Raw genomic sequence first — 20082 nt, forward strand, 5'->3', positions numbered from 1 at the left:
ATCAGGCTCCAGAGGCGATGGGCACGGCAACAGGCAGGGTGGGTAAACGAACGGCGGCGCTCGCGACGCGGGTGATGGCCGACGGCGACAGCACCTTGCAGTCGTCGTGTCGCCAGACGATCGTTGCGGCCGCACCGATCGGCGGCAGCGCGACGAGGCGCGTGTTGGAGACCTTGACGACCATCGTGTCGCCGCTGCCGAGTTGCAGCTGAACGCGATGATGATCGCCGCAATACACGATGTCGCACACGGTCGCCGCGAGGGCGTTCGAGCCCGCCGGCACGTTCGCGGCTTCGGCCGCGCCGAGTACCTGCGCGCGCTCGGGGCGCAGCGCGAGCGTGGCGTCGTCGCCGGCCTCGATCTGGCTGCCGCGGCGACCGCGGATCGTGATGCCGTCGCGAAGCTGAAGCACGGCCCATTCGCCATCGAGCGCGCTGACGCGCCCGGCGAGACCGTTGTTCTCGCCGACGAAGTTCGCGACGAAGGCGTTCTGCGCGTTTTCGTACAGTTCGGTAGGCGTCGCGGCCTGCTGGATGCGTCCGTCCGAGAACACGGCGACGCGATTCGACATGGTCAGCGCTTCGTTCTGATCGTGCGTCACATAGACGATCGTGAGCGACAGATCGCGATGCAGCCGCATGATTTCGTATTGCATCGTTTCGCGCAGCCGTTTGTCGAGCGCGCCGAGCGGCTCGTCCATCAGCACCACGCGAGGTTCGAATACCAGTGCGCGGGCCAGCGCGACGCGCTGCTGTTGGCCGCCGGACAACTGGGCGGGGCGCCGCGACGCGAGATGCGACAGCTCCACCATGTCGAGCGCGCGCTGCACGCGCTGCTTGCGCGCTTCGCGACCGGTCTTGCGCACGGAGAGCGGAAACGCGACGTTCTCGGCGATCGTCAGGTGCGGGAACAGCGCGTAGTTCTGGAACACCATGCCGATGTCGCGCTGGTGCGGTGGCTTGTCGTCGAGGCGGTGCCCGTCGAGCAGGATGGTGCCGTCCGTCGGGGTCTCGAAACCGGCGAGCATCATCAGCGTGGTGGTCTTGCCCGAGCCGGACGGTCCCAGCAGCGAGACGAATTCGCCCCGGGCGATGTCGAGATCGAGACCGTCGACAACCGCATGCCGGCCGTCGTAGGACTTGCTGACGCCGACGAACGAAATGTAGGGCTGGCTGGTCATCGTGAGCTTCAATGAGGTGACGTGGGTGGCGAGTCGTTGGCCTGCGGCTTCAAATCGCGACGTGCGACGCCAGATAGCGCGCGAAGTCGTAGTTCGGCCGTTCCAGATGACTCAGATGACCGGGCTTCGCAAGCGGGGCATGCACGCCGCGGAACACCGCCTCGACGCCGCGCCGGTCTTCGAGATTGACTTCGTCGAGCAGCTTCTTCAGCGTCGCCATGTATTCGGCGGCCTTCGGGTCGTCGATGAATTCCGGCGACAGGCCGCCGCCGAAGCGGATATGCACGTGATCGACGCCCAGCGGCTGAAGCACCAGATACCAGAAATAGCCCGGCGTCAGCGTGACGAGATGAGTCGGGTAGATCGCGAGCAGCGCCGTCGTCTTGCGCCATTGACCTTGCAGGCGAGTGTTGTTCGGATGCGCATTGCCGATCGGCAGCGACGCCTCTTTCGTGATCCAGTGATAGTTGAATGCGGGCAGTCCGGGCGGGCACTCCATCTCGTCGAGCTTGGAGTGCGGGCCGACCGTCGCGCGATGCAGCATCGGCAGGTGATAGCTCTCCATGAAGTTTTCCGCGAGGATCTTCCAGTTGGTGTCCCACACGTGTTCTTCGTGGAAGGTTTCGACATACGACGCCATGTCGTAATCGGCGATCAGTTCGTCGAGTTCCTTCAACCGAGCGGCAACAGGCGACGCCTCCTGATTGAGCGTGACGTAGACCCAGCCCTGCCAGATCTCGCAGCGAACCTGCGGAAGCTTGTAGCTGTCCTTACAGAAACCGTCCTGCCTGTCCATCATCGGCGCGCCACGCAGCTCGCCGTCCAGAGAATAATTCCACGCGTGATAGGGGCAGACGATACGGCGCACGTTGCCGCGGCCCTCGAGCAGGGTGGACATGCGGTGCAGGCATACGTTCGACATTGCACGCAGGGCGCCGTCGTCGCGGCGGATCACGATGATCGGCTGGCCGGCGATCTCCGCTGTCAGGTAGTCGCCCGGATTCGGCAGCGCGCTCGCGCGGCCCATGCACAGCCATTCGTTGCGAAAGAGCGTTTGCCGTTCCCGTTCGAGAAACTCGGGCGACGTGTAGACGCCCGGCGGCATCGCGCGGGCGTCGCTGAAGTCGCGTTCGCAGTTGGTTTTCAGGTCGCGGACGATCACGTCGATAGACGGCGCTGCCGTAGGAATGGAACGCATCGTGCCTCCGGGAAACGTTCAAACCGATCACATTGGCGACCAATTTAACAAGTCCAATAAAGAGTCGAAATATTCTTTTCGGATGCAACAAGAAGTTTTTTCCTATGCGGCCGGCGTTGCCTGGACGTGCACCTGAGGGATGTAGGTTTCGCAGAATTGCGCGAAGCGCGTGACGAGCTGGCGGGGTTTCATGCTGCGCGACATGGCGATGCCGAGGGTGATCGCCGTGACCTCGTCGCGAAACGGACGGACCGCGAAAGTCGCGCCATCGACGGTGCGGGTGGAACGAAGCGGGAAGTTCAGGATGCTGTAGCCAAGACCGTTGGCAACCATGCCGCGCACGACTTCCGGCTGCGACGAACGGAACGTCGGCGTCGGCCGTCGGCCCAGCGGGTCGAACAGTCCCGCGAAGTACTCGCGACTGTGCGGCAGGTCGAGCAGAACATACGGCTCGTTGAGCAGATCGGCGAGTGCGACCGTCTTGCCGCGCGTGAGCTTGTGTTCGGGCGGCAGGATTGCGTATGGCGGCAGCGTGACGAGCGGCGTGAACGAAATGTCTTCGGCGATATCGAGGCTGTAGGTGAGCGCCATGTCCAGCGTGCCGTTGCTCAGTGCCGACAGCAGGTCGTCCTGGTTGGCCTCCATCGTGCGGAAGCCGATACCGCCGTGCTCGGAAACGAAGCGGCTCATCAATGCCGGCATCAACGGGGGAGCCAGCGAGACGAGGCAGCCCAGCGCGATCGTGCCCGACATGCCCCCGTCCATCTCGCGTGCCATCGTCTGCAGTTCTTCCGCGTTTTTCAGCAGATTGCGCACCTGGCCGAGCAGGTCGCGGCCGGCCGGCGTCAACGACACGCCGCTCGCGCGATGGCGGATGAAGAGCTGGATGCCGAATGAAGATTCCAGTTCGCCGATCGAGGTGGAGATCGACGGCTGGGAAATGTGCAGTTGGCGCGCGGCGGCAGTAAACGACAGCGTTTCCGCCGTGACCACGAAGTAGCGCAACTGGCGCAACGAATAGCGCAACGCAATATTTTCCATGAAGCGTGGCTCGCACAAAGTGTCGGGATCGGGCACGGCTCGCAACGCGAGGCGCGCTGCCATTTTGCATAGTCAAAAAGAGGATGATCGAAGATCTGCATCATTTTTTCCCATGCGCATTTGCGCGTGCGTCCCGAGGACGGCGTGGATGCTTCCGTACGTGCATCCAGCGCTCGAACGGGTGACCCGCACTGGTGCATGACGCGACAAAACCGTGCAAACCGCTCGTCCGGGCAATGAATTGGCAGACGATTGATTGCACGCGCGAGACGCGTCTCCGCACCACGAAGCGGCGCGGAGACGATGCAAGACGGCGTGCATAAGGAAAAGCTTTTCGGTGGATCGGAAAACAATATTTCTGCCGATAAATTGGCCACGTAGATTGCATTGACGACGGATTCGCCGGGCGACGACCGGGCGGGAGTCAATCCGGTCATCCGGTCATCCGGTCATCCGGTCAATTCCGATTCGAAGGAACACGTCAGATGAAACGATCCAAGTGCTGCACTTCGCTGTTCATCGCATTGACCCTCGCGGCAGCCGGTGTGGCCGCGCATGCCGAGAGCCTGCTCGATCGCGTCAAGCAGCACGGCGAGCTGGTGGTGGGGACCGAAATGCAGTTCGCGCCGTTCGATTTCCTCGAAAACGGCCAGCAGGCGGGCTTCAACAAGGATCTGTTCGCGGCGGTGGGTCGGATCGTCGGCGTGAAGGTGCGCTTCATCGATCTGCCGTGGGAGAGCGTGCTGCCCGGGCTCGACGCGGGCAAGTACGACATGGTCGCGGGACCGCTGACCGTCACGAAGGCGCGCACGGAGCGCTATGCGTTCTCGTTGCCGGTCGCGGAGGCCACCGATGCGTTGCTCAAGCGAACCGGCGACGGCAGTCTCAAGACCTCTGCCGATATAGCGGGTAAAGTCGTCGGAGCAGGCAAGGGCAGCGCGCAGCTCGAACAGTTGAAAAGCTACGCGGCGACGCTGCCGAAGCCGCCGACGATCCGCGAATACGTCGATAACAACCAGGCGTATGCGGACCTCGCGACCGGGCGCATCGCCGCCGTCGCCAACTCGCTCACGAACATCGCGTATGTCGCGAAGCAGCGCCCGGCCGTATTCTCGGTGGTGCAGCCTGCGTTCGGCGCGAAAGTCTACTTCGCCTATGCGCTGCGCAAGGATGCGGACAGCGCGTCGCTGGCCAATGCGTTCAACGCGGCGCTCGTCACGTTGAACAAGAACGGCACGCTGGCGACACTGCAGCGCAAGTGGCTCGGCGTCGCGACCGCACTGCCGACCGAGATGCCCACGCCGAACTACTGAGCGCCGCGTCCGGGCAACACGATCGAGCGCGACCGCCGACGAGCACCGCTACCGAGCAACCTGCCATGTTCAGCCTGAACACTTTCATCGACGGCCTGCCGTTGCTGTTCCATGCGGCGCTGATGACGCTCGAAGTGTCCGCGGCCGGGCTCGTGCTCGGCTTCTTCATCGGCCTCGCGATCTGCTGCGGGCGGCTTGCACCGCACGTTGCGATACGTGTCGCGGCGGGCGCGTATGTGCGGGCGTTTCGCGGGGTGCCGCTGCTCGTGCAACTGCTGCTCGTCTACTACTTCCTGCCGTTCGTGGGCGTCAACGTGCCGCCCGTGATGGCGGCCGTCAGCGCCGTGTCGCTGTGCTCGGCCGCATACATCGCCGAAATTCTCCGGGGCGGATTCGCGAATCTCCCGAAGGGGCAGCTCGAGGCGGCGACGATGCTCGGGCTCTCGGCGAAGGATCGCCTGTGGAGGATCCAGGTGCCGCAGGCCGTACGGATGACGCTGCCGTCGCTCGTCAACGAAATGGTGCTGCTGATCAAGGCATCGTCGCTCGTCTCCGTGGTCGGCGTGGCGGAGATCACGCGAACCGCGCAGAACATCGCGGCCAGCACGTACCAGCCGCTCGAGGCTTATGTCGCGGCCGGGATGATCTATTTTCTGCTCTGCGGTTCGCTGGCGCTGATCGCGCATGGCGCGGAGCGGCGCCTGCGCGCCGCATGACGCATCAGTTGCTCGCCGGAGATCCTCATGCTGACTTTCCATCCCGATGTACTCGTGAACAACCTGCCGGAAATCGGCGCGGGTCTCGCGATGACCGTGGCGACCTGGACGGCGAGTACGCTCGCGGGGGCGGCGATCGGGTTCGGTGCGGCGCTTGCGCAGCAGGCGGGCGGCCGCTTCGTACGCGCGGCGATTCGTGTCTATGTCGAGCTGTTTCGCGGCACGCCGTTTCTCGTGCAGCTCTTTTTGCTGTACTACGGCGGCCCCGCATTCGGATTGACGCTCGATCCGCTGACGGCCGGCGTGGTCGGCCTTGCCCTCTACGCGGGCGCCTATTTCACCGAGGCATTTCGTTCCGGATTCCTGGCGGTGCCGAAAGGGCATGTCGAAGCGGCATCCTGTCTCGGCCTGAGCCGCTGGCAAACGACTTTTCGCGTGCAATTGCCGCAGATGATGGTGCTGATCCTGCCGGCGCTGACCAATCTGACCATCGTGCTGAGCAAGGAAACCGCGGTGCTGTCGATCGTCACCGTTCCGGAACTGACATTCGTGTTGACCGGTATAGGCTCGGCGAGCTTCGCGTTCGTCGAGACGTTGCTCGCGCTATCCGCGTGTTATCTGTTGCTCGTCGAAATGGCGACGTGGGTGGGTACGGCCGTCGAACGGCGCGTCGCGCGTCGGCTCGCATGACGCGGCCCACGTCGACGTTCAGGTCCGGCGTGCATGGCATGGCGGGTGCAATGCATGCCGGCATCGCCGCTCAATCGAAATACGTCAACCCCATCGCGCCCTTCACCTCCGAGAGCGTCGCCCCCGCCACTTCCCGTGCATGGAGCGTGCCGTGCTTCAGGATCGCCATCACTTCGGCCTTGTCGGCCTCGAACTCGCGACGGCGCGCGCGGATCGGCTCGATCAGCGCCTGCAGCCGCTCGTTCAGCACGCGCTTGACGACGCTGTCGCCGAGGCCGCCGCGGCGATAGTGCGCCTTCAGCTCGTCGACCTTCGCCACGTCCGGCTCGAACGCATCGAGGAACGTGAACACGACGTTGCCTTCGACCTGGCCCGGGTCGCTCACGCGCAGGTGGCTCGGGTCGGTGTACATGTCCTTCACGGCCTGCGCGATCTCGTCCGGCGTCGAGCCGAGCGTGATCGCGTTGCCGAGCGACTTGCTCATCTTCGCCTTGCCGTCGATGCCCGGCAGCCGCGTGACCGCCGACAGCACGGCCTCGCACTCGACCAGCACCGGCTGCTCGACGGTCGCGTTGAAGCGGCGCACGAGTTCGTTGGTCTGTTCGATCATCGGCAACTGATCGTCGCCGACCGGCACGTGGGTCGCCTTGAACGCGGTGATATCGGCCGCCTGGCTCACCGGGTAGGTCAGGAAGCCGGCGGGGATGTCGCGCTCGAACCCGCGCAGGCGGATTTCTTCCTTGATGGTCGGATTGCGTTCGAGGCGCGCGACCGTGACGAGATTGAGCAGGTATTGCGACAGCTCGGCGAGTTCGGGCACCTGCGACTGCACGACGATCGTCGAGATCGCCGGATCGATGCCGACGGCGAGGTAGTCGAGCGCGACTTCGATCACGTTCTCGGTGACGCGCTGGCGGCGGCCCATGTTGTCGGTCAGCGCCTGTGTATCGGCGAGCAGCAGGAACTGCGTCGCCTCGTGCTGCATCTGCACGCGTGCGCGCAGCGAGCCGATGTAGTGGCCGAGATGCAGCGGGCCGGTGGTGCGGTCGCCGGTGAGGATGGTCGGGCGGGTGGGTTGCGTCATGGTCGTGGTTGGCTCCGGGTTGTCGAGGCCGCCAGCGATGACGTCAGCGCAGAAACGCAAATGCCGCCATGGCTGGCGGCATCACGTTTGGGACATGAAAAAGGAAACGGGCCGCCTGGGTCAGGCGCGCCACCAGCAATGCACGATCGGCGAGGCGGGTCGAGTTTCCATCGCGGCAGTATAGCGTAGTGCGCGGGCAGACGTGTGCGTCAGCGGATCACCGATTCCATCGCGAGGTAGGCGGTTTCGGCGGACGGCCACAGCAGGTACAGCAGGCCGGCCATCAGCAGCCATGCACCGGCGCGTACGAGCGGCGTGCGGTCCTTGTCGCGTGAGGGGCGGATGGGTTGCTTCGATTTCTTCATGCTTGCAGGCGCGGGTGCGCCACTCCAACGGTTACTGCAACGGGTCGCGCGGGGCGAGCCTGGGTATGACGGGTTTTACGGGGATAGGGTACTGTTCGCCCGGGTTGTCCGAGCCGAGCGCGAAGTTTACCAGTCGCGGGCCCTCGAAAAAGGGGCAGTTCGTGGTCGATGCCGGCTGCCCGCGTCGGGGCGACCGGCATCCTACCAGTTCGATGGGCCGGACACAGTCAAAAATTGTCGGGAATGGGCGCGACCGGTGCGCCGCCAGCGGCCGACTTCACATCCCCGTCCCACGGTTCGTCCTTGCAACGGTCCTGCCGAAATTCCGGCCAGGCCGTCGCACATCCGTTTCCAGGAGAACCCCATGCGATATCCATTGCAGCACGCCGACCAGGCCGCCGTGGCGCGGCGTCCATCCAAACCCGAACCGCATATATCCGTGCCGCGGGCGAACCTTTACGGGGTGTAAGCCATGAGCAACGAAGCACTCGAACCGCTGCTGCGGCAACTTGCGGAGAAGCGACTGCGGCGGCCTCTCGAGCCGGCCGAAGAACAGGTGCTGCTGGAGCGGCTACCGAGCCGGCACGGGAACCCGCCGGCCCCCGCCGCCGGCCCGGCCGCGCAGGCGAGCGCCGCGAAGCCGCCCTTGCCGCAGTTCAAGACCCGGCAAGAGGCGCGCGAACAGGTCAAGCATTTTCTGCAGCTCAACCAGCAAAAGGCGTACGAGAAGATGCGCGGCATCCTGCAGACGATCGACACGCAGAACGAGACGACCCTCGGCATGCTCGCGTCGGAACAGCGGAAAGTATCGGGCGTACTCGACGCGCACGAGCCGGCCGGCGACGCGCAGGCATCCGACGTGGCCGCGATCCAGGACAGCACCCGCGAGGCGCTGACGATGATCTGCGAACAGTTGACGGGCCTGATCCGTCAGGAAATCGAAGCATGCTTCCGGCAATACGGCGATGCGCTTGCGGAACGGCTTGCCGAAGCGCTCGCCGTCAAACTCGACGCGATGGAGGACCGGTTGCGGCGCATCGGCGCCAGCCCGGCCGAACCGTCCGAACCCACCGCTGCCGTTCACGAGACGCCCGGCGCAGCGTCCATGGAGTAGCACGCGGGTCATGCGGCCGAACGCGAAACCGGCCGGCCCCGATGTGCGACCTCTCAACTACGTGAACCAAGGAGCAACAAATGGCTGATACGTGTCAAGTGTGCCAGGTCAATCCCGCGATTACCGATGCGGTCACACAGGTCAACGTCAAGGTGGTCGCGGAAGCGCCGGCAATGGCGATGGGCTCGCTGTACCAGGCCCAGAGCCATTCGCTCAGCATCCTGTTCGAGAACGCGGTGCAGCAGCAGTCGCAGGCCGCGATCCAGTCGCAAACGTCGACGAACGTGGGGACGATGCAGCTCTACACGATCGGACCGGAAAGCGCGGGCGCGGCCGCCACGGAAATCGGCGCGAACGGGATCATTTCCATTCTGGCCGACGTGATCGCGATCGGGAAGGCCGTGACCAAGCAGTAAGGCGTCGTCGCGGCGCCGTGGCCGAGCGGCGGCGCAAGCGGCACGCGCCGCCGATACCGCCGCTGTGCCGCGGATTCGCAGCATGACCGCCGGCGCCCGACCAGCGGCGCCGCGCGGTGTTCCGGAGCAAACGACGGAGCGGGCCGAGCCGATTCGATGCGGTGCCCGTTCCCGAACCAGGAGAAATACGATGGCAAACGACGTCAACGATCCGCTTGACACGAAGGATCCGAAGGCCCCCTGCAAGACCTGCGCGGTGAACGCCGCGATCACCGACGCGGTCACGCAGACCAACGTCAAGGTGGTGGGCGAAGCGCCCGCGATGGCAACGGGCTCGCTGTACCAGGCCCAGAGCCATTCGCTCAGCGTGCTGTTCGAGAACGCCGTGCAGCAGCAGTCGCAGTCCGCGGTGCAACTGCCGACCTCGACGAACGTCGGCACGATGCAGCTGTACACGCTCGGGCCGGCGAGCGCTGGCGCCGCCGCGACGGAAATCGGCTCGAACGGCGTGCTGTCCGTGCTGGCTGACGTGCTGGCGCTCGGCAAGGCGCTGGCCGCGTAACCCGGCGTCGGCGCCGGGCGGCGGCCCCGAACCCGGTGGCTGTCGCCCGGCGCCCGACGTCGTGTCGGCGCCCGTGACGGCGGACGTCCTGCCGCGTCTCGACGGCGCCGACCGACCCACTCATGCTTTCGCCGCGGCCGCGCCGCAGCGGCGATCCCATCAGGAGCAACGACATGCCGGAACAGGTTTCCCCTGCGATGACCGATGCAGTCACGCAAGCCAACGTCAAGGTGGTAGGCGAAGCGCCCGCCGTGGCCTTGGGCACGCTCATGCAATCGAACAGCCACGCGTCCGCGATCCTGCTTCACAACGCGGTGCAGATGCAGGCGAACCAGGCGGCGTCCAACCTCGCCGCCACGACCGTCGGCATCATGCAGCTCTATGCGAGCTCGCCGGCGGCGCAGGCCAGCGCGGCGCGGTCGGCGAACGACAGCTTCGTCTCGCAACTGGCCGCCGTCGCGCAGTTGATGAACGCCATCGGCCACGGGCGCGGCTGACCGTCACGGCGCGCCGCGCAACGCGGCGCGCGCAACCTGCCCGCACGGCGGCGCTGCGTCACGCGCACGCTTGCCGGGGCGTCAATTGGCGTCGACGATGGTCCGGAGCTGCTCCGGTTTCCGAATCGTCACGCCGTGTTCGTGGAGCCGGATCAGGCCGTCGCGCTGCATCTTCTGCAGGCTGCTGTTCAGTCGCGGCCGGCTGACGTTGAGCATCGCGGCGAGAATGCTCTGGCTCTCCGGCAGCGGCACCTCGAGATCGTTCCCTTGCATGCGGTTCAGCAAATGGCGCGCGAGTCGTGCTTCGAGCCGGTACAGGCACGCCGACTCGACGAAGTCGCTCAGCTGATGAATGTGCCGGCACAACTGCTCGTGGATGCGCGCCATGAATTCCGCGTTGGCCTGCAGCGGCGCGAAGTGCTGGCGATGCAGCAGCGAAATGCGGCAGTCGGCGCTCAACTGCGCGGTGAAGCTGCGCCGGTGCGCGAGAATCAGCGTGTTTTCGCCGATGAGCTCGCCCGGCATCGAGTGGCCGAGAATGATCTCGCGTCCGCCGGGCTCGTGCAGCGTCTTGTAGACGCGGCCGCGGTGCACGAACGCGACGAAATCTCCCGGGTCGCCCTTGAAGAACAACAGGCGATTGCCGTGTTCGGGCCAGGGCGTGACATGCCGCTCGACGTGGGCGAGCAGGCTTTCCGGCAGATCGGCGAGTATCGGTATATTGCGCAGCGTTTGAGCGTTAGCAAGGGCAGGCATGTTTTCCGCGCGAGGTTGTTGGACGATGCAGCCACCTAGCGAAAAACGCTGCTTTCGGCATTGCGTGAAAAATGAATAATGAAAGTATCGAAATAATCGACGGGCGGTACGGACAAGGCGGCACTTTGGCAGCCAGTGCGTGTGATCGACCGACATTGAAAGCAGCAGGCCGGCGCACGGACGCATCGCGGCGGCAATCGTTCTTTTTCATCGCCATGCCGTTATTCGGTCAGGCCCGGCGGTGCACCTGAAACGACGGATCGGGTTATGCCGGTGAATTTGAATTTCCATTCATAATAATCAAGAAAATTTACCGAAACCGATTATCGTTATATCGGTGTTACACGGGTAACAGCGCCATTCCCGGCATCGAATCGATTCTGTGTTTTCCATAAAAAAGGAAGACACGGGATGACGACCTCGAACCAGCACGCTGCCCCGACGCCTGAATCTCCGGCGCAGCAGCTCGACCGCACGTGGCGGGAAATGCAGGGGAAATTGCGGCGCCGCGCGCGCCTGTTGTGCAAGGGCGATATTCACCGCGCCGACGAACTGCTTTCCGATACCGCGCTCAAGGTCCACATTTACCTGCAGCGCTCGCCCGAGCGCGTTCGAAACCTGACGGGTTTTCTCTTTCTCGCGCTGAATCACGCGTTCCTCGATGGCGCGCGCCGCCGCCTGCGCGAAAGCGGCATGCTCGAATTCGATCCGGCCTGGGACGACGATCACGCGGTCGAACTGGCCGGCCACGCGCCGTCGGTCGAGCAGCAACTGCTGCTGCGGCAACAACTGCTGCGTCTCGAGCAGGCGCTGTCGGTGCTCTCCCCGCAGCAGCAGATGCTGTTCACGCTGAAGTTCGAGGAGGACCGGCCGTATTTCCACATCGCCGCGACGCTCGGGATCAACGAGCCGCTGGCCAGAAAGCGCGTCGAACTGCTGCGCAAGAAGTTGCGCGAGGAACTCGCGTGAGCGCGTTCACGAATGCCGGCATGCAGCGTTCCTAACGGCATGCGCGGCGTCGATGGCCTGCCGGCCCGCCGTTCCTTCAATCGCATGCCGGAGCCGAGATCCGAGGAGGCCTCGTGGCAGACAAAGTCAATGAGCAGATTACCGATGCGCTGACGCAGACCAACGTCAACGTCGTCGCGGGATCGCCGGCCCAGGCGTTGGGCATGCTTTACCAGATGTTCAGCCAGGCCGTCGGCATCTCGGCGCAGAACATGACACAGCAGCAGGCGGCGTTGAACCAGATTTCGAACGCCGTCGTGTCGAAGGCCGTGGCCATGATCCTGTCCGTCGAGGCATCGCCGAAGCCGGCATCGGGCGGTGCGTCGCTGCCCGCGGCGGGCGGCTCGCCGACGGGTTCCACGCATTAGAACGCGACGACTATCGGGATACCTGAATCATGAACATGAAAGGTCTTTTGGGCGGACGCGGAGAAGGCGCGACGCAAGCGCCGGACGACGCCGTGGACGCCGCGGCCGAAGCAACGGCGCCGGCCGAGGTCGCGCCGCACGACGCGACGCCGACACCCGGCAAGCGCGCGTGGCCGGTCAACCGGCTGCGCAGGTTCACCGATGCGCTGAAGGCGCCGGACCAGATCGCGGGGGCGACCGGGGCCGCCCCGTCGGCGCTGAAGACCGTGCAGGCGATCAACGCGGAGGCGGCGTCCTACGCGACGACGCAGATCGCCGTCGGCCCGAACATGATGATCACGCAGGCCGGCGGCATGGTCGCGCAGGCGGCGGCCAACTACTTCGAGGCGTCGACGTCGCTGGCGATCGCGGGCAAGAGCGTGCTGATGAAGGACCTCGCGCAGAAGACCATCGACGAGGACGTGAAAGGCATGGCGATGGATGCGGTGGGCCTGCTGTTGACGGATCTGTTCGTCGCGACCGCGGCGGTCGTCGCGGGCGCCGCGGAAGCGATCGAAGGGGAGGCCGCGAGCGTCGCGCTCGACCGGATCGACGAGAGCCTGCAGAAGTATCAGGCGCTGCTGGACAAGAAGGGTACGTAGAGCACGCAGCGCACGCAGCGCGCGGCGTCGATACGAACGTCGCGGGCAATCAGGCCTCGAGAACCAGCGGGGCATGCGCGTGCCGCGCGTGCGGCAGGCGAAGCAGTCTCAATCGACACGACCCGCCGGGCCGGCAGGCCCGATGCGGGATGTGAGCGGCGGGCGCGACGCACGTTCCGGGTTGAACGTGTCGCGGCCTGCTACCGGCAGTGCTGTCCAATCATGTGAGGAACCCATGTCCTACATCATTCAGAACGTACACGGTGTCGCGCCGCTGGGGGTTGGCGAGCGCAAATGGGGCGATGCGACGGAAATCGATTTCGGCGCGATGACGAGCTGCATCGCGCTCGTCGAGCAGACGCCGGGCCAGCCGACGTTGGTGCGCGGCATCCATCTGTCGATCATCGGCGACGGCGGCACGAAGGTCTACGATACGGCGGCGGATGTCGCCGGGCAGGTCGAGACGATCATGCAGCAAAGCGGCGACATGCGTGCGTGCCTCGGGCGCATCGACGTCTGGCAGGCCAACGTGTCGCAAGAGGTGCAGGATTTCTTCGCCGCGCTGATGATGAGCCTCGACATGACCAACTGGGTGCAGGTGCCGGACGGCAACCTGCGGGTGCGGCTCCACGGCGGCGTGATGCAGTATCAGAAGGGCACCGACGCGTGGGCCGACGTGTAGCCGACACGATTCGTCGAAACCGGTGCCCGCGATGCGCGCGGGCGCCGGTGACGGCGCCGTCCCGGCTTTGGCGCGTCAACACCAGCCAACAACCGCATTTCGCGCCGCTCAGCCTGTCAGCCGACTGTCTCCCTTGCCGCTCACGCGACGACACGAACGCTGCGTGAGCGGCATTTCAGAAGGAGACAGCCGCGGCAGTCGCAACGCCCTCGATCGATCCGCTCGCCGTCGGCGCCGGGCAGGCCGGCGTGACGATGAGCGAGCCGCCGGGCAGAGGCTGCGCGTGCCGCGGCATCAGACGACCGCCGAGCGCGCGACGCGCACCGGCACCGACTTGTACGACGGCGTGCCGCTTTCCTTGTCGATGTAGTCGAGCGGCACGAGCACGTTCGCTTCCGGATAGTACGCACCGACCGAGCCCGGCGCGATGTCGTACTCGATCGCGGTGATCTTCTCGAGGCGCAGCGTGCGGCCCGACGCGGTGACCGTCTCGATGTCGACGAGGTCGCCGTGCTCGAGCCCGTACTTCTCGAGATCGGCCGCGTTCATGAACAGCACGTCGCGCCGGCCGAACACGCCGCGATAGCGATCGTCGAGCCCGTAGATCGTCGTGTTGTACTGATCATGGCTGCGCAGCGTGATCAGCCGCAGCACCTGTTCCGCGCCGAGCACGTCCGCGTCCTCCTTTACACCCTTGTAGACCGAGAACATCGCCTTGCCGGTCGGCGTCGGCCATACGCGCTCGGTGGGCGGCAGCGGCAGGCGGAAGCCGCCCGGTGTGCGAATCCGCTCGTTGAACGCGTCGAAGCCGGCCACCGTCTTGTCGATCAGGTCGCGGATGCGGTCGTAGTCCGCAATCAGATCGAGCCACGCGACCTTGCTGTTCGGCAGCGTCGCATGCGCGATGCCGGCGACGATCGCGGGCTCCGAGCGCAACTGGTCCGACGCCGGCTTGAGCTTGCCGGCCGACGCATGAACCATCGACATCGAATCCTCGACGGTGATCGATTGCCGGCCGGTGGCCTGCATGTCGAGCTCGGTGCGGCCGAGCACCGGCAGGATGAAGGTTTCCTTGCCGACCAGCAGGTGCGAACGGTTCAGCTTCGTGCCGAGATGCACGCTCAGGTCGAGCTTGGCCATCGCCGGGAACGACAGCTCGGGATCGGGCAGCGCGACCGCGAAGTTGCCGCCGAGGCACAGCAGCGCCTTCGCGGTGCCGTCGATCATCGCCTGCATCGCCTGCACCGCGTCGTGCCCGTGCTTCGCGGGCGGCGTGAAGCCGCACACGTCCTCGATCTTCTTCAGGAATTCGGCCGACGGCTTCTCGGTGATGCCGACCGTGCGGTTGCCCTGCACGTTCGAATGGCCGCGCAGCGGGCATACGCCGGCGCCGGGCTTGCCGATGTTGCCGCGCATCAGCAGCAGGTCGGCGATCAGCCGCACGGTGGCCGTGCCCTTGTTGTGCTGCGTGACGCCCATTCCGTACGTGACGATCGTCGCGTTCGACTTCGCGTACGCGAGCGCGACCTCTTCGAGCTGCGCCTGGCTGAGGCCGCTCGCGCGCTCGATGTCGTCCCACGACGTGGCTTCGAGATCGGCCGAGAACGCGTCGAAGCCGTCGGTGTGCTGCGCGATGAAATCGCGGTCGAGCACGTCGCCGCGCTCGGCTTCGAGCTTGAGCAGCGCCTTCATGATGCCCTTCAGCGCGGCCGCGTCGCCGCCCGCGTCGACCTGGTAGTACGTCGACGCAATGCGCGTCGAGCCGAACGACGCCATCTCGATCATGTCTTGCGGATCGGCGAAGCGTTCGAGCGCGCGTTCGCGCAGCGGGTTGAACACGATGATCGGCACGTTGCGGCGCGAACACTCGTGCAGCGTGCCCATCATCCGCGGATGGTTCGTGCCGGGGTTGTGGCCGATCGAGATGATCAGCTCGCAGTGGTCGAAATCCTCGAGCGACACAGTGCCCTTGCCGATGCCGATCGATTGCGGCAGGCCGACGCTGGTCGGCTCGTGGCACATGTTCGAGCAGTCGGGGAAATTGTTGGTGCCGAGCTCGCGCGCGAACAGCTGATACAGGTACGCGGCTTCGTTCGACGCGCGGCCCGACGTGTAGAACTCGACCTGCTCGGGCGGCAGCGCGCGCAGCACTTCGCCGATGCGCGCGAACGCGTCGTCCCATTCGATTGCGCGGAACGTGTCGGTCGCACGGTCGTAGACGAGCGGATGCGTGAGCCGGCCCATGTTCTCCAGCTCGTAGTCCGACATGCGCAGCAGCGACGACACGGTGTTCGCCGCGAAGAACTCGGGTGTCACGCGCTTGGTCGTCGCTTCCCACGTGACGGCCTTCGCGCCGTTCTCGCAGAACTGGAACGTCGACTTGTGTTCCTTGTCCGGCCACGCGCAGCCGGGGCAGTCGAAGCCGTCGGGCTGGTTGGTCCGCATCAGCACGATCGGCGCCTCGATGGTTTCCATCTGCGAGCGCACCGCATCGGCGGTCGCGCGAAGCGCGCCCCAACCGCCGGCGGGCCCGTCGTATTTCCTGATGCCAGGCACTTCGCGTCGATTTGTCATGTGAATCTCCAATAGCCGGGCCCGATGCGGGTGGCTCGGTTGCGCCGTGTCGCGGCGTGGGGCGGCTCCGTCCGCGGACGGAGCCGATCATGCGCGCCCCGGCGTGCGGGGCATGCGTTGTTTTAGTGCGCGTCCTTCTTCGCGCCGGACGACTTCTTGCCCGACGGCTTCGCGGCGCGCGGCGGGGCGTCGGCAGGCGTGTCGTCCGCCTTTGCGTCTGCGGCTGCCTTGCCGGCCTTGCCGTTCGGTTTGGCCTTGCCGTCGGCGTCCTTCGCGTCCTTCGCTTCAGGCGCGGCGAGCTTGTTGAACTTCACTTCGTCGCTGTCCTTGTCGTAGTCGAGCTCGCACGTGTCGCCCGACTTCAGCCGATCGGCGAGGATCTCCTTCGCGAGCCGCGTCTCGATGGTCTGGCGGATCTGGCGCTTCAGCTCGCGCGCGCCGAACTCCGGCTGGTAGCCGGCTTCGGTCAGGTGCGCGACGAGCGAGTCGCCCATCACGAGCGTGATGTCCTGCGCGGCGGCCGTGCGTACCACGCGGTCGAGCTGGATCTGCACGATCGCGCGGATGTTGTCCTTCGACAGCGCGTGGAAGACGATCACCTCGTCGATCCGGTTCAGGAACTCGGGCCGGAAATGCCCCTTCAACACCTGCATCAGTTCCTCGCGGATCGCCTTGTCGGTCTTGCGCGCGGCCTCCGGCTGCGTGAGGTTGTCCCTGATGATCGCCGCGCCGAGATTGCTGGTCGCGATGATGATCGTGTTGCTGAAATCGACCACGCGGCCCTTACCGTCGGTGAGACGCCCGTCGTCGAACACCTGCAGCAGCACGTTGTAGACGTCCGGATGCGCCTTCTCGATCTCGTCGAGCAGGATCACGCTGTACGGGCGGCGCCGCACGCGCTCGGTGAGCTGGCCGCCTTCGTCGTAGCCGACGTAGCCGGGCGGCGCGCCGATCAGCCGCGCGACCGCGTGGCGCTCCATGTATTCGGACATGTCGATGCGGATGATCGCCTGCTCGTCGCCGAACACGGTTTCGGCCAGCGCCTTCGCGAGCTCGGTCTTGCCGACGCCCGTCGGCCCGAGGAACAGGAACGTCGCGATCGGCCGGTGCGTCTGGCCGAGCCCGGCGCGCGACAGCCGCACCGCATCGCTGACGGCGACCACCGCATCGCTCTGGCCGACCACGCGCTCGCGCAGTTGCTCTTCCATCTTCAGCAGCTTCTGGCGTTCTTCCTGCGTGAGTTCGGAGACGGGGATGCCGGTGAGCCGCGACACGACCTCGGCCACCGATTCGACGGTCACTTCGAGCGTCTCCGAGCCGGTCTTGCGCTGCCACGCCTCCATCATCTCGTCGACGGCCTTCTGCTTCGCGTTGATCTGCTCTTCGAACTGCTTCGCTTCGTCGAAGCGCTTGCGCGACGTCGCGTAATCCTGCTCGCGCTTCAATTGCGCGATCTGCGCTTCGCCTTCCTGAATGTCGACGGGGCGCGAGGTCGCGCCGATCCGCACGCGCGCGGCGGCCTGGTCGATCAGGTCGATCGCCTTGTCGGGCAGGAAGCGCGACGTGATGTAGCGGTCGGCGAACTCGGCGGCCGCGACGAACGCGTCGTCGGCGAACGTCACCTGATGGTGCGCCTCGAGGCTGTCGCGCAGCCCGCGAAGGATCACGATCGTCTGCTCGACGCTCGGCTCCGGCACGAACACGGGCTGGAAGCGGCGTTCGAGCGCGGCGTCCTTCTCGATGTACTTCTGATATTCATTGAGCGTCGTCGCGCCGATCAGGCTCAGCTCGCCGCGCGCGAGCGCGGGCTTCAGCACGTTCGCGATGTCGAGGCCGCCTTCGCCGCCGCCCTGGCCCGCGCCGACGATCGTATGCAGCTCGTCGATGAACAGGATCAGTTCGTCCTGCTTCGCGGTCACTTCGTCGATCAGCTGCTTCGCGCGTTCCTCGAATTCGCCGCGATACTTCGCGCCGGCCACCATCGAGTTGATGTTGACTTCGACGAGCCGCTTGTCGCGCAGCACTTCGGGCACGTCGCCGTTCACGATCCGCTGCGCGAGCCCCTCGACGATCGCCGTCTTGCCGACGCCCGGCTCGCCGATCAGCACCGGGTTATTCTTCTTGCGGCGCGCGAGCACCTCGATCGTGCTCTCGATTTCCTGCGCGCGGCCGAGCACCGGATCGAGCTTGCCCTGGCGCGCGATCGCGGTGAGGTCGCGGCCGAACTTGTCGAGATTCGGCGTGCCGGTCGGCGCATCGACGCGGCCGTCCTCCGCGCCCTTGCCGACCACCTTCACGACCTTCTGGCGCAGCGCCTCGGGCGTCACGCCGTATTTCTTCAGCAGCGTGCCGGCGACGCTGTCCGGCACCGATGCGAGCCCGATCAGCAGGTGCTCGGGGCCGATGTACGAGTGGCCGAGATCGCGCGACGCCTGGAACGCGTACTGCACCGCCTTCTTCACGCGCGGCGAGATCGACAGCTTGTCGAGCGGCGCATCGGGGTCGGCCGTGCCGGTGTGCGCATGCGCGTCGATGTACGACTTGATGTCCTCCGGCGACAGCTTCAGTTCCTTCAGCAGCGCGGCGCACACGTCGGTGTCCGCGAGCGCGTACAGCAGGTGTTCGGAATCGAGCTCGCTGCGGCGCAGCGCGTGCGCCTTCTCGGCCGCGCGCTGCAGCAGTTCGAGCGTCTGCTCGCTGAACGCGTCGGTCGGGTCGACCGATTCGCGCGGAATCTCGGCGGCGAGCGGCGATTCGTCGCCGAGCCCGCCGAACAGCGACGACGGTCCGCCACCGCCGAGCAGCGAATCGAACGGATTCAGCATGCTCTGATGCCGCATCAATTGACGGAAGTGGTAATCGCAGATCGAGATCGTCTTGCGCTCGCCGTCCTGCATCACGGTGGCGCGCGCAACGGCCGGCCGCGCGTGGCAGATATCGCAAAGTGCGGGCATGGTGGTCTGGCTCCTGTCGGTGAAGGTGGGTCGAAGCGTGACGCCCGATGCGGTGCGGCGCTCGCACGTCCCGAGCGCGTCCGCACGACACAGGCTGCGGCGGCGCGTGTCGCACCCGCGCGGTCGCGCGGTGCGCGCCGGCGTGGTGCACGATCGCGGTCGCGGCGGGACGCGCGAGTGCGGCAAGGAGCCCACGGCATCGCTTCGACTGCGTTCAAAATAACGAATCGACGCGGTCCGTCCAAGACACAGTTCCATGCCGGACCGGTCGTGAATTGCACCCTCGCATCGACGCGGGACGGGGCGGCAAGGAGTACAGACGCGCAAGCGGGCGGCGGCGCGGGCGTGTGCGGCGCGTACGGCTTGCGGCGCAGGAAGCGGGACAGGGCGACGCCCGAACGGCGCGCGGTGCGACATCGGCGCGCAGTGCCCCGGCAGCGGCCGAACGGGGCGCGAGGCGGGACGCGAGACGGCACGCGACGCGCGGGCGCGAACCGGTGGCGTTTGGCCATGCGCGCACCGAAGGCGCGATGCGCCGTGCGGCCGGAGAAGGCGAAGGCGGGCGACACCGCACGCGCCGGACATCGCGCAACCGCGGTGCACCACGATCAGTCGGAGAGTGTCATCGCGAGCCGTTGCCGCGCGATCTGTTTGACGTCGGCCGACAGCGCCGCATTCTGCAGACCATTGGCCCACACGGAGAACGAATCCTCGACCAGGTTGCGCGTGTCGGGCGGCAGCTCGGCCAGCATCAGCGACACGACGGTAAACAGCACGGCGGTGTCGCCGGCCTGGCTGCTCGCGTGCGCGTCCACCGTCTGCTTCAGGGCAGCGACGGACGCCTGCAGCGCCTGTAATGCGTCATTCGATTCGCTCATGACATCCTCCATGCAAGATGGGCTGGATCGGCGACGAACCCGCGG

Annotated in this window: 20 protein-coding genes; 11 read left to right on the plus strand and 9 right to left on the minus strand. The window is 65.9% G+C overall.

Going from position 1 to position 20082, the window contains the following annotated elements:
* Nucleotide 1: 1 nt before the first annotated feature.
* The 3 genes from QZM72_RS00730 to QZM72_RS00740 all read right to left on the minus strand — a co-directional run bounded on the left by QZM72_RS00730 (nucleotide 2) and on the right by QZM72_RS00740 (nucleotide 3419).
* Nucleotides 2–1180: an ABC transporter ATP-binding protein gene (locus QZM72_RS00730; RefSeq protein WP_301736841.1), complete on the minus strand. Its 1179-nt coding sequence runs from the start codon at nucleotides 1178–1180 to the stop codon at nucleotides 2–4.
* 49 nt (nucleotides 1181–1229) lie between these two features.
* Nucleotides 1230–2378: an SRPBCC family protein gene (locus QZM72_RS00735; protein WP_301736842.1), complete on the minus strand. Its 1149-nt coding sequence runs from the start codon at nucleotides 2376–2378 to the stop codon at nucleotides 1230–1232.
* Nucleotides 2379–2480: 102 nt separating this feature from the next.
* Complete coding sequence (locus QZM72_RS00740; protein WP_301737222.1) at nucleotides 2481–3419, minus strand: LysR family transcriptional regulator; 939 nt, start codon at nucleotides 3417–3419, stop codon at nucleotides 2481–2483.
* Nucleotides 3420–3904: 485 nt separating this feature from the next.
* On the opposite strand from QZM72_RS00740, the gene QZM72_RS00745 reads away from it, so the two are divergent.
* The 3 genes from QZM72_RS00745 to QZM72_RS00755 all read left to right on the plus strand — a co-directional run bounded on the left by QZM72_RS00745 (nucleotide 3905) and on the right by QZM72_RS00755 (nucleotide 6138).
* Entirely contained in the window at nucleotides 3905–4732 is an 828-nt protein-coding gene (locus tag QZM72_RS00745) for a transporter substrate-binding domain-containing protein (RefSeq protein ID WP_089471163.1), read from the plus strand.
* Between the two features lie 65 nt (nucleotides 4733–4797).
* Entirely contained in the window at nucleotides 4798–5448 is a 651-nt protein-coding gene (locus QZM72_RS00750) for an amino acid ABC transporter permease (RefSeq protein ID WP_301736843.1), read from the plus strand.
* 27 nt (nucleotides 5449–5475) lie between these two features.
* A complete protein-coding gene (locus QZM72_RS00755; protein ID WP_301736844.1) occupies nucleotides 5476–6138 on the plus strand; it encodes an amino acid ABC transporter permease in 663 nt (220 codons plus the stop codon).
* Between the two features lie 70 nt (nucleotides 6139–6208).
* Here QZM72_RS00755 and trpS read toward each other — a convergent pair whose 3' ends face one another.
* Both trpS and QZM72_RS00765 read right to left on the minus strand, forming a co-directional pair.
* Nucleotides 6209–7222 (minus strand): tryptophan--tRNA ligase, encoded by a 1014-nt coding sequence (gene trpS / locus QZM72_RS00760; protein ID WP_301736845.1) that lies wholly within the window; start codon nucleotides 7220–7222, stop codon nucleotides 6209–6211.
* A gap of 209 nt (nucleotides 7223–7431) precedes the next feature.
* Nucleotides 7432–7587: a hypothetical protein gene (locus tag QZM72_RS00765; RefSeq protein ID WP_301736846.1), complete on the minus strand. Its 156-nt coding sequence runs from the start codon at nucleotides 7585–7587 to the stop codon at nucleotides 7432–7434.
* A gap of 472 nt (nucleotides 7588–8059) precedes the next feature.
* Here QZM72_RS00765 and QZM72_RS00770 point away from each other — a divergent pair, with 472 nt between their 5' ends.
* The 4 genes from QZM72_RS00770 (at nucleotide 8060) to QZM72_RS00785 (ending at nucleotide 10176) form a co-directional block, all read left to right on the plus strand.
* The gene (locus tag QZM72_RS00770; protein ID WP_301736847.1) at nucleotides 8060–8701 is read left to right on the plus strand and encodes a hypothetical protein; all 642 of its coding nucleotides are present in this window, start codon (nucleotides 8060–8062) and stop codon (nucleotides 8699–8701) included.
* Between the two features lie 80 nt (nucleotides 8702–8781).
* Entirely contained in the window at nucleotides 8782–9117 is a 336-nt protein-coding gene (locus QZM72_RS00775; protein WP_034209306.1) for a RebB family R body protein, read from the plus strand.
* Nucleotides 9118–9307: 190 nt separating this feature from the next.
* Nucleotides 9308–9679: a RebB family R body protein gene (locus tag QZM72_RS00780; RefSeq protein WP_301736848.1), complete on the plus strand. Its 372-nt coding sequence runs from the start codon at nucleotides 9308–9310 to the stop codon at nucleotides 9677–9679.
* 173 nt (nucleotides 9680–9852) lie between these two features.
* Complete coding sequence (locus tag QZM72_RS00785) at nucleotides 9853–10176, plus strand: RebB family R body protein (protein WP_089471685.1); 324 nt, start codon at nucleotides 9853–9855, stop codon at nucleotides 10174–10176.
* An 81-nt stretch (nucleotides 10177–10257) separates the two neighbouring features.
* Here the strand turns inward: QZM72_RS00785 and QZM72_RS00790 are convergent, their stop codons facing one another.
* Nucleotides 10258–10932, minus strand: coding sequence for a Crp/Fnr family transcriptional regulator (locus QZM72_RS00790; RefSeq protein ID WP_089471169.1), 675 nt, complete (start codon nucleotides 10930–10932; stop codon nucleotides 10258–10260).
* Between the two features lie 411 nt (nucleotides 10933–11343).
* On the opposite strand from QZM72_RS00790, the gene QZM72_RS00795 reads away from it, so the two are divergent.
* From QZM72_RS00795 to QZM72_RS00810, 4 genes are all read left to right on the plus strand, one after another.
* Complete coding sequence (locus QZM72_RS00795) at nucleotides 11344–11901, plus strand: RNA polymerase sigma factor (RefSeq protein WP_089471170.1); 558 nt, start codon at nucleotides 11344–11346, stop codon at nucleotides 11899–11901.
* A 113-nt stretch (nucleotides 11902–12014) separates the two neighbouring features.
* A complete protein-coding gene (locus QZM72_RS00800) occupies nucleotides 12015–12308 on the plus strand; it encodes a RebB family R body protein (RefSeq protein ID WP_050014033.1) in 294 nt (97 codons plus the stop codon).
* Nucleotides 12309–12337: 29 nt separating this feature from the next.
* A complete protein-coding gene (locus QZM72_RS00805) occupies nucleotides 12338–12949 on the plus strand; it encodes a hypothetical protein (protein ID WP_089471171.1) in 612 nt (203 codons plus the stop codon).
* A gap of 235 nt (nucleotides 12950–13184) precedes the next feature.
* Nucleotides 13185–13631, plus strand: a complete 447-nt coding sequence (locus QZM72_RS00810; protein ID WP_301736849.1) for a hypothetical protein — start codon at nucleotides 13185–13187, stop codon at nucleotides 13629–13631.
* Nucleotides 13632–13925: 294 nt separating this feature from the next.
* Here the strand turns inward: QZM72_RS00810 and QZM72_RS00815 are convergent, their stop codons facing one another.
* The 3 genes from QZM72_RS00815 to QZM72_RS00825 form a co-directional block, all read right to left on the minus strand.
* Nucleotides 13926–16205 (minus strand): FdhF/YdeP family oxidoreductase, encoded by a 2280-nt coding sequence (locus QZM72_RS00815; protein WP_301736850.1) that lies wholly within the window; start codon nucleotides 16203–16205, stop codon nucleotides 13926–13928.
* Between the two features lie 122 nt (nucleotides 16206–16327).
* Nucleotides 16328–19159, minus strand: a complete 2832-nt coding sequence (locus QZM72_RS00820; RefSeq protein ID WP_301736851.1) for an ATP-dependent Clp protease ATP-binding subunit — start codon at nucleotides 19157–19159, stop codon at nucleotides 16328–16330.
* 608 nt (nucleotides 19160–19767) lie between these two features.
* A complete protein-coding gene (locus QZM72_RS00825; protein ID WP_089471686.1) occupies nucleotides 19768–20037 on the minus strand; it encodes a hypothetical protein in 270 nt (89 codons plus the stop codon).
* Nucleotides 20038–20082: the final 45 nt, after the last annotated feature.

The sequence above is a fragment of the Burkholderia sp. AU45388 genome (assembly GCF_030481585.1).
Classification (GTDB): Bacteria; Pseudomonadota; Gammaproteobacteria; order Burkholderiales; family Burkholderiaceae; genus Burkholderia; species Burkholderia sola.